General features: G+C 48.6%; 11 protein-coding genes. 5 read left to right on the top strand and 6 right to left on the bottom strand.

Features of this window, described 5'->3' with window-relative positions; translation table 11 throughout:
* Positions 1–206 (top strand): Tn3 family transposase (locus tag ACOI7D_RS27295; protein WP_032356802.1); only part of this gene is annotated, 206 nt, incomplete at its 5' end.
* Positions 207–215: 9 nt separating this feature from the next.
* Here the strand turns inward: ACOI7D_RS27295 and ACOI7D_RS27290 are convergent.
* Genes ACOI7D_RS27290 through ACOI7D_RS27275 form a run of 4 tightly spaced genes read right to left on the bottom strand, consistent with a single transcriptional unit; the run spans position 216 to position 5,764 of the window.
* Positions 216–581, bottom strand: a complete 366-nt coding sequence (locus ACOI7D_RS27290) for a DUF6710 family protein (RefSeq protein WP_012561167.1) — start codon at positions 579–581, stop codon at positions 216–218.
* Positions 581–3,817 carry a MobF family relaxase gene (mobF, locus tag ACOI7D_RS27285; RefSeq protein WP_012561166.1) on the bottom strand — a complete coding sequence of 1,079 codons (3,237 nt, stop codon included), beginning with the start codon at positions 3,815–3,817 and terminating at the stop codon, positions 581–583. The genes ACOI7D_RS27290 and mobF overlap by 1 nt, the downstream gene beginning before the upstream one ends.
* On the bottom strand, positions 3,817–5,346 hold the full coding sequence (locus tag ACOI7D_RS27280) for a type IV secretion system DNA-binding domain-containing protein (RefSeq protein ID WP_000342688.1): 1,530 nt from the start codon (positions 5,344–5,346) through the stop codon (positions 3,817–3,819). Before ACOI7D_RS27280 ends, mobF begins: the two co-directional genes overlap by 1 nt.
* Before the next feature lies 1 nt (position 5,347).
* Positions 5,348–5,764 carry a hypothetical protein gene (locus ACOI7D_RS27275; protein WP_001749975.1) on the bottom strand — a complete coding sequence of 139 codons (417 nt, stop codon included), beginning with the start codon at positions 5,762–5,764 and terminating at the stop codon, positions 5,348–5,350.
* 490 nt (positions 5,765–6,254) lie between these two features.
* On the opposite strand from ACOI7D_RS27275, the gene stbA reads away from it, so the two are divergent.
* The 4 genes from stbA to ACOI7D_RS27255 all read left to right on the top strand — a co-directional run bounded on the left by stbA (position 6,255) and on the right by ACOI7D_RS27255 (position 8,295).
* A complete protein-coding gene (gene stbA / locus ACOI7D_RS27270) occupies positions 6,255–6,674 on the top strand; it encodes a plasmid stabilization protein StbA (RefSeq protein WP_001749974.1) in 420 nt (139 codons plus the stop codon).
* 8 nt (positions 6,675–6,682) lie between these two features.
* Complete coding sequence (stbB, locus tag ACOI7D_RS27265; protein WP_001749973.1) at positions 6,683–7,399, top strand: StbB family protein; 717 nt, start codon at positions 6,683–6,685, stop codon at positions 7,397–7,399.
* A gap of 1 nt (position 7,400) precedes the next feature.
* Positions 7,401–7,769, top strand: coding sequence for a plasmid stabilization protein StbC (gene stbC / locus ACOI7D_RS27260; protein ID WP_000414913.1), 369 nt, complete (start codon positions 7,401–7,403; stop codon positions 7,767–7,769).
* 181 nt (positions 7,770–7,950) lie between these two features.
* Positions 7,951–8,295: a hypothetical protein gene (locus ACOI7D_RS27255; protein WP_000999874.1), complete on the top strand. Its 345-nt coding sequence runs from the start codon at positions 7,951–7,953 to the stop codon at positions 8,293–8,295.
* A 110-nt stretch (positions 8,296–8,405) separates the two neighbouring features.
* On the opposite strand, the gene ccgAII is transcribed toward ACOI7D_RS27255, so the two are convergent.
* Positions 8,406–8,726, bottom strand: coding sequence for a protein CcgAII (gene ccgAII, locus ACOI7D_RS27250; protein ID WP_001749971.1), 321 nt, complete (start codon positions 8,724–8,726; stop codon positions 8,406–8,408).
* A gap of 54 nt (positions 8,727–8,780) precedes the next feature.
* Positions 8,781–8,960, bottom strand: a complete 180-nt coding sequence (ccgAI, locus tag ACOI7D_RS27245) for a protein CcgAI (RefSeq protein ID WP_000214483.1) — start codon at positions 8,958–8,960, stop codon at positions 8,781–8,783.
* Positions 8,961–9,007: the final 47 nt, after the last annotated feature.

Below are 9,007 nucleotides of genomic sequence, written 5' to 3'. Positions count from 1 at the left end.
CGAACACGCTTTATATGCAGGAAGCGCTATCACATTTGCGCAGCGCTGGTGAGATCCCGGAAGACGAGCATATCTCACGCCTGTCGCCACTGATGTACGGTCATATCAACATGCTGGGACATTATACGTTCACGCTGCCGGAAAATATTCTGAAGGGAGAGTTGAGGCCATTAAATTTCAATTCAAACAATGAATTATTGCCTTAACGTGGTTTTTTACACGATTGAACCTCGAACCCCTATATCGGCTAAAGCACTCCGGTAGCTTGATTCACCCCACGGCCACGGCAGGATCTTGGCCGTCGCAAGCGCCAGGGGAAAATCTTCAGCTGCAAGCCTGAGTGATTTCATGTGCGTGTAATCCATCGCCCAGATGATTTTTGTGAAGAAGAACTCGCGCTCGTTCATGTCCGGGCGCGCGTCCTGGCCCTCCGTGCCAACGGCCAGCAAGTAATCGGCCTGAATTGGCAGTATCAGCGCGCGTAGTAAGTCATGGATCGCCGGTTGCGGCAGTCTGCGCGCCAGATTAATTACCCGGTCGAACTTCAGTTTATCCTGCTTGCGCTTGTCGGTCTGCTCCATCAGATTTCATGGCCCCCTTCTTCATGCTCATGCTCATGGGTGTGTTCTTTTCCGGTATGGCTCTGTTCCGCCTGAGACGTCTGCGGCATGGCGTAATCGTCGTAAATGCTGCTGTCAAAGTCGTAGTCTGATGCTTCGGCATAATGCTCGTAATCGGCATACTCCTGCGCGCTCCACTGCTGATCGTCGGCAGCAGCATAATCATGGGCCAGTTCTGCATCATTTTGCTGTGCTTCATGACGCCGCAGGCCAACGGAATCATCCATAGGGTTCTGCTTAAGATGAAAGGCGTCCTCTGCGTTGCTCACCGGCTGATAATCAGTGCCGGTTGTCATGTTATGTTCATCGGGTTTCTGGTTAAACGCCATGCTTTCCCCCGTGGCTTCTGGCAGACCTTTTTCAGCTGATCGGGTTTCTAAACTGGTATCGCGGCCAATATCCTTAAACCTGGCCTCAAGCCCAAAGAAACGGTCAATTTCTGCGGCCGTGGTTTTCGGGCTGTCGCGGCTCACGCTCGATGCCAAAGATTTTTTATCGTCGGTAAAAATTTCCACCTCATGACGCGCACGCGAAATACCAACATAAAAAACGTCCTTAGAAGTGGTAAGCGATTTGGTATCTATGTTGAACAACACGCGATCACAGGTAAGCCCCTGGGATTTGTGGACGGTGGTTGCATAAGCATAGGAAAGATAAGAAGCCTGTTTTTTGTCCAGCTCAACCGTGCGCCCTTTTTTGTCCTCAAGCGTCAGTTTTTCACCCTCCACGGTTTTCACCGTGAAGCGGTCGCCGTTGGCAACGTCCAGCGTTTTATCGTTACGCGTTACCATGACCTTATCGCCCGGCGCCAGTTCGGCGCTGACTGCCTGGTATACAGACAGCTTGGTGTGTGTACGCGGGCTGAAAGCGATCTGCTCACCGCTGCTGCTTTCAACCGTCAATTTGTTGCCCGGCCCGGTATCAAGAACCTGGTAAGACTCGCCCCGCTTCATACCATTTTTGTAATCCTGTTCGGGGATAATGATTTGCCCTTTACTGAAATAACGGCTGTCGCGGCGTTCCGCCTGTGTCGAATCCACGCGGTCAAGTAGCGTGAACGTTTCGCCGGTTCCGGCAAGCCCCAGATTGCCCCGGATGTAGTCATTGAGGGTTTTGCGTGAGGCGTTCGTACCAGAGATTATCAGGGTGGCATCCTGTTGTTCTGAGGACAGAGACAGGTAGCGATCGGCAAGTTGAGCGAGTCGGGGCGCTTCTTCCTTCAGTTCGTTCACGCCGGTGATATTTTTCAGGGCGCGCGCGGCATTACCTTCAGCGGCATACTTAACCGCCTCAAGCAAAACTTCATTCTTCTGTCGCTGAATGTCTTTCATGTAGCTGGTCTGCATACCTGCTTTAATCAGCTGCTCAAAAGGCTTACCGGCTTCTACCGCTTTCGTCTGTGACGTATCCCCCAGGAATACCGCGCGAGCGTTATGCTTCTCGATCACCTCCATCAGCTGTTTCATCTGCCGGGCGGGTATAACCCCGGCTTCATCAATGAATACGACTGATTTTTCATCCAGCTTTTTATCCTTCGCTTTGAGGAAGGCGGCAACGGTGCGGGCCGGTAATCCATCATCTTCAAGCGCTTTTTTCTGTGTCCCATAGGGGGCCAGCGCCGTGACCTTCAGCCCTTGTGACTCCAGCAGCTCTTTAGCGGCCATCGTCATATAGCTTTTACCGGTACCGGCGTAACCATGTGCGGCCACAAAACGATCTTTGCTCGTCACAATTTCTGTAACTGCGCGCATCTGCTCATTCTTGAGGGTTTTCCCGGCGAGCAGCTGGCCTGCAATCTCTGCGGTCAGCTGTCGCGGCATCTGCCCCCGGCCGCGTGATTCGATAGTCAGAATGGAACGCTCAAGGCGAATACCCTCCACGGTAGTGACGCGGTGGCTGGTCTTTTTAAGCCTGCCGTTTTTAATACCATCATCTACCGCAAAACGGGCTTTATCCGCACGCATCCCGCTATTCGTCAGCGAGTCGATCCACTCTTTGCGCGTCAGAGTTTCGGCCATAACTGAAGCACCGACCTTCAGCGTTGATTGATACCGGGCTTCGCCCTCGATGATGGCGCCCTTCTGTACCGCCTTCAGGTACGCTTTTTCAACATCGGCCATTGTGGCATGGCCCAGCACCTGCTTATTAGCGATCTGAATCAGCTTCTGGCGTTCAAAGCTGGCATCGCGCTCTGACAGCGACTTAACTGCAAACTGGATAGCCCGGTCAGCTTTAACCTCAGGGCTGGTAAAATCCGGGGCCATGTTGCGCGCAATATCAGCCTCCAGAGGTTTACCGTGTCCCTGCCATTCACGGTTATCAAAATCAATGCCTAGCGTTTTGGCGCGGCTGGCCCATTCCTGGTGAATTTCTTCACGGGAATGCTCTGTTTTCTTTTCACGCGTCGCCATCGAGACGCGGCTTTTCGTCTGAGCATCGGCGGTTTCCCGCGTCAGGCCCATTGCAGCGAGTCCCTTTTCAATTTGCTCCGACCGGCGGGAAAAAGCGCGAATCTGTTCGTCTGAAAAATGGGCCATATCGAACGTGTTATTTTTGCTGTTGTAACGCAGCTCATAACCGGCTTTGGTCAACTCCAGCGCCAGCTCCTGTTTGTAAACATCGCCCAGGTGCATTTTGTTACGCATCAGCTCATCATTTTTGAGCGCGCGCCACTGGCCGTCCTCGCGCTGGGTCATGTTCATGACAAAAGCGTGGGTGTGCAAATCAGGATCTAGCGCCCTGGACGTTTCGTGGCGAAAAGTAGCGACGACAAGGTTATTGGTATTCTGGGTTACTGATTTCCCCTGGCGAGTCGTCCGGGCCTGCGCGAGTTTTTCAGCTTCACGCACAGCAGCGGCAACAGCTTTTTCATGAGCCTCGATAATGGTTTTATCGCCGTGTATCAGCGCCTGCATGGATACCCCTTTAGGCGCTGAAAACGTCAGGTCGTAGCCCAGACGCTCTTTTTTGGCATCACCCACGTGTCGCTGCATATGCGTGAAGGTATCTATCTCTCCGACAAGCAGCTCTTTAAACCGGGCTGATTCAACGTCCCCGGATAAGCCGAGGGCTTCAGCTCCGGTTCCCTGCCAGGACGTGAATGATGAATCCTTACTGTAGTAATCATCCTTTGCATCAGAGTAGTAGCCCACAACGCTAGTGACGTTCTGGCGGGTAATCGTGGTTATATCAAGCATCAGATCTCCCTCAGTTCAATGCCAGGAACAGGGTTTTTGCGATGGTATTTAACGTGTTTAGCCTTGAACTTAGCGACGGGCATATCACCAGGCAACGCCAGATAGCCGGTGAGGTTTGGCAACATTGATATTTCGGTAGGCGTTACGGCACGAACAACTTTAACGTCGCGGCGTTTACGGACAATCCAGGGCTTCTGAGGATCGGATTCTTTACGCTCAACTTCGCCTTCTATCTCACCGAGTGAGCGCGACATTTGATCCAACGTTTCATCACCGAGACGGCTGCCGCCCAGCACGATGTTAGAACGCATGTTAGCCAGAATTGTCTGAGCCATATCCCGACCATAAACCTTAACCAGCTGAGAATAGGTTTGATAGCCAGCATAAACACACAGACCGCTTTTACGCCCTTTGGTCAGTGCATCGTTGAGGTTTGGCAGAAACTGGAGTGATTCCAGCTCGTCAATAAATACATTAATGCGGCTTTCTTTTTCACCCATACCCAGCACGATAGAAAAAATCGAATCCAGCCAGCAGGAAATTAGCGGATTAAGTGACCTTTTCATTTCTTCCTGCCAGGTGATAAACAGGGTTCCCGGCTTTCCATCATCAAGCCAGTCACGCAGGGAAAAATTACCTTCCGGCATTTTCAAATGTGGGGCAAGATTCTTACTGAGAACAAATCGCGCGCTTCCAACTGCTTTTTCAGACCCGGAAAAAATAGCTTCGGCAGGCGTCCCCATTAAAAATTCTTTTAATTTTTTCTGGTCAACGTTACAGGCCCAGTGAATAACTTCTTCCATAGTTACTGTGCTATATAGGCTGTGAAGTTTTTTCGAAACTTCACTAAAAATAAGACGGCCATAGCCGAACCATTCTTCAGTAGCCATATCAGGGCTTTCCTGAACAATAGAGTTCACTAAGCGCTCGTAATCATATGAACGGCGAATTTCATTGAAAAACACCCAGCCTTCAGTGCGTTTATCATAGGCGTTTAAAATAACATCGCCGGGACGATAGAAATTCTTTAAGAAGCCCCCATTTGGATCTAAAGCAATATTTTTGCCGCCTCTAATGATGCTCTTAAATAACAGTTCATTGAAAATTGTGGTTTTACCAGTACCGGTTGTACCGGCAATCGAAAAATGCAAGTTCTCAGCGTATGTAGGTATGGGGATATTAGCCACGGTTAACTGGTTGACACCTCTTTCGCGTGTTTTATCAGCGAGTGTTCTGGCGCGAACAAGCTCTGTACCACGATAAATCTTTTTGAATCTTTCGCCTTTAAACACGCGTGATTTATCATAAATGATAAAAGCGATCAGACCGCCAACACCAATAAACCAGCCAGCAATTAAAGCTGACCATAAAGGCCATAGCGAAAAAGTATTCTTAACCAGATACGGAATCAGGTATTTAGCCGTGGATGGATCAATACCGTAGGTAAATTTTGCAACTAGAAACCATACCATCACTGGAGGCAAAGTAATTGCAAATAAAAATGCTAAGCCTCTTTCTCTATCGTCCATTTCAGCGCTCCTTTTTTGGTTCCCAGACTTTGTAGCCGTTACGTTCAACCTCTGCTTTTGCCGCTTTGGTTTTGCCCGGTTCTGCTATCGAGCGCAGGAGGATTAGCGTTTCAATAGCGAGTGATTCATGCAACATCATCTGTCCTGCCGGTGGGAATTTTACGCCAGATAGCGTTTCGGTTATTGCCTTCAGCTCATCGCGCAGTGGGCCAAAATCCGCATCTGAAGCACGGTCAAAAAGATAATCCAGTTTGCGATTTACGTCGCTCAGCCGGTCGGCAACTATTTTCAACCCGGACTCCCGATCACCTGGGCCAGCTTCAATGCAGCGCCGCAGATAATCTGACCGATTACCTCCTGAAACCAGGTCTATATAGGCCAAAAGTTCATCTGATACTTTTGCGGTTATTATTGGCATTCAGTCCTCACATTGTGCATTTTTTAAACAAAAAATTGGGATCTAACAAGCTGAAATCTTAGTATTACCAAAGTAATAAAGAAAACTCATTATAAAACAATGAGTTATTGGGTGTTTTTAATACCTAATTATTACCGAATATTGTTGCTATTTATTTTTTTATCTTTTAAATCAGTATGATATCGTGATTTATCGCGCTGCGTTAGGTGTATAGCAGGTTAAGGGATAAAAAATCATCTTTTTTGGTAGGGGCGATCTACGTAGGTTAAGGACTAACTGGCTAAAAAGCGTTCAATATTCCGTATTCATGCTTGCATGAATACCAGTACAACAAAAGTACATCAAAATTACATCAAAATTACATCACTTGAAGGTTGACAGTACAACAAAATTACATCATTCTTTGGTCATGAGGTAGCCAGTACAACAAAAGTACATCAAAAGTACATCAAAATTACATCAAAATTACATCATTCTAAATGAGGGTACTATGAAGCCCAAAAGTATCAGGGCGGCACTTCAGTTGATGTTGCCGGAAATAGAAGAAATGCTGTCACTGGGAGTTTCCAGGGAGGAAATTTATAAGGCAGTTTCTGAACGCTTCGGCCTGGAAGGTGTGAACGTTCGTAGCTTTGATACGTCCCTATATAGAGCGCGGCAAATCCGGAAAAATGGAATGCACAATACACATGAAAGGATGCCGAACAATGATGATAGTGTATTGCACAATACACAAAAAGGAGGTAGCGAGAAAGGTGCAGAGGAAAGTGTATTGCACAATACACAAACGCCGCCTGAGCCTGAACCGCAAGGAAGTGAAAAAAAAGAAAGTCCCGGCATTATTGATAAAGAGTTCTTCAATAAAATCAGTGAAGATTTCGACCCTAAGATGTTCAATAAAAAATTCTGAGGTGATTTATGAAAGTAGCGGTAATTAATTACAGTGGCAGCGTTGGTAAAACCTTAATTTCATCCTACCTGTTAGCCCCGCGTCTGACTGGAGCAAAATTCTATGCGGTTGAAACTATCAACCAGTCTGCTTCCGATCTGGGGATTGAGAATGTTTCCATTTTTAAAGGTGATGACTTTTCACGGTTGATTGAAGATATTGTTTTTGAAGATGCCGGGATTATTGATATTGGTGCGTCAAACGTAGAAGCGTTCCTGATGGCAATGTCCCGCTTTGACAGTGGCGCGAATGAATTTGATAAGTATGTAATCCCGGTTACGCCTGATAATAAGGCCATTGATGAAAGCCTGAAAACAGCACATACGTTAAGTAAGGCAGGTGTAAGCAGCGATAAAATCATCTTTGTTCCAAACCGCATTAGTCCAGATAGTGAAGTAGAGGATGTACTGGCGCCGGTATTTGAATTTGTCAAACGAACGAAAGTTGGCAAAATCAGCAAGAAATCTGTTATTTATAACAGTGAAGTTTTCGAATATCTCGCGTATCACCGTATCTCATTCGAAGCATTGACCGCTGAAGATCCAGAAGAATTTAAAGCCCGCGCTAAACAAACAACGGATGCTGACGAGCGCAAAAAACTGGCCCGCCGTTATACCTACATGAAACAGGCAATTCCTGTTAAAGCTAATCTCGATAAAGCATATGCGGCTTTAATGGGAGAATAAAATGGAAAAGCAGCCAGATAAATTTGAAGTTCTGATGGATTGGTTTTTAGGTGACGCGAAGGAAATCACCGCAAGTCAGAAAGAAATGACTGAGATACTTTCTGCGCTTTCGGAAAAGCTGGCAAAAGACACCGAAAGTTTAGGAGAGACGGCAGACTCTCTTAAACGGACTTTAGTAGAAAACCAGCGTTCAATTAGCCTGGCAATTAGTGATGATGCTAAGGCGCGTGAGGAATTTCTGACGAAGTTCCGCCGCGCGCAGGCGTCCAGAGCTGAGACGTTAACCCGTCAGATCCTTTTTATTACAGCTGGCTGCACTATTGTGGGCGCCGCCGTGGGTGCCGCGATAGCCATAATTCTACTGAGATAATGTAAACCGGGCATGTCCCGGTTTTTTTTCAAGCGAAGCGCGGAGGCCGCAGGCCGGAGGCATTAGTGGCCGCCGCCCGAAGGGGCGAGACGCGTAGCGGCTCGATGCGCAGCACGGCAGAACGGCCCCGCAGGGGTAATGCCCGGTTTAATTCAACGTGACAGTCACGTGGAGGAAAAATATGAATGACCGACAGCGTGAACAAGCCCGTATTCGCCAGGCCCGGCGCCGCGCGCGACTCAAAGAGGAAGGCGCTAGCGTGACAGTCACGCTAACAAAACAGGAAGAAGCAATGTTACAGGAGCTTTGCCGGGTTCGTCGTCCAGGACGAACAGCCTATTCCACGAATGAGTTTTTCCAACTGCTGCTGATCCGAAACTGGCAACAGTGGCAGGAGCAAAAGGCGCAGCTGGGGAAATGCCAGGCTTGCGGAAAGCTGAAAGCGGAGGGAGGTTGCGGCGGCGAACGGCAGAGCGAAACCTTTAACTGCTGGCTAGCCGTCGAAGCAAACGAGCTTAATGTGTAGTGTATTGTGCTATACAGAAATTGCCAAAAGCAGCGCGGAGTAATAACTGAAACGGCCGCGCAGCGGAAAGAAAAAAGCCCGGTCAATCCGGGTTTTTTTCTTTCGGCGGCTCAGTAATCGTCTAGATCTCCGCAGCCCAGCGGGCAACAATTACGCTCAATACCGTGGCTGCAATAATCGTTTTCCCGATCCTGCCGGATTTCTTCCGCGATCTCGTCTTGGGTCAGATAGTCAAATTCACGCCGCGCTACCGCGATCAGTTCTTCCCGATACTCGGCCGGAACGCCAGCAAGATAGCCGTCAATAACCGCGCTCAGGCGGCGCTGATACAGTTCATAAATCAGGCCGCAGCGGGGCTGCTGTTCGCGCGCAAAACTCTCACACTGGCGACGAAAATCTTCAAGAGTCTGCTCAAGGGTTTGTGTGGTCATGTCGTTTGTCCTCGATCTTTCTGTTAAAGACCCGGCTTGGCCGGGTCGTCAGTGCTATTTAGTTTGTTGCAGCAGCTGGTCTAATTTTGCCGCCAGTGCATACGTCGATGTGAAAGCGCCTTGCAGGCGCTGATTAGGCAGCTGGTTGAACGCTTCGAGGCAGGCGCGCAGCAATAATTCTTTCTGAGATTCGACTTCTTTTTTCAGCTGGGAAGGGGTGGTAACAGTGGTCATGCTTACTCCTTAGTGATCCGATACCGGCAATTTTTCGGGTGGCGGTA

This window comes from Klebsiella sp. C360 (assembly GCF_048822415.1).
Taxonomy (GTDB): Bacteria; Pseudomonadota; Gammaproteobacteria; order Enterobacterales; family Enterobacteriaceae; genus Klebsiella; species Klebsiella quasipneumoniae.
This window is presented reverse-complemented; position numbering and strand designations above follow the sequence as displayed.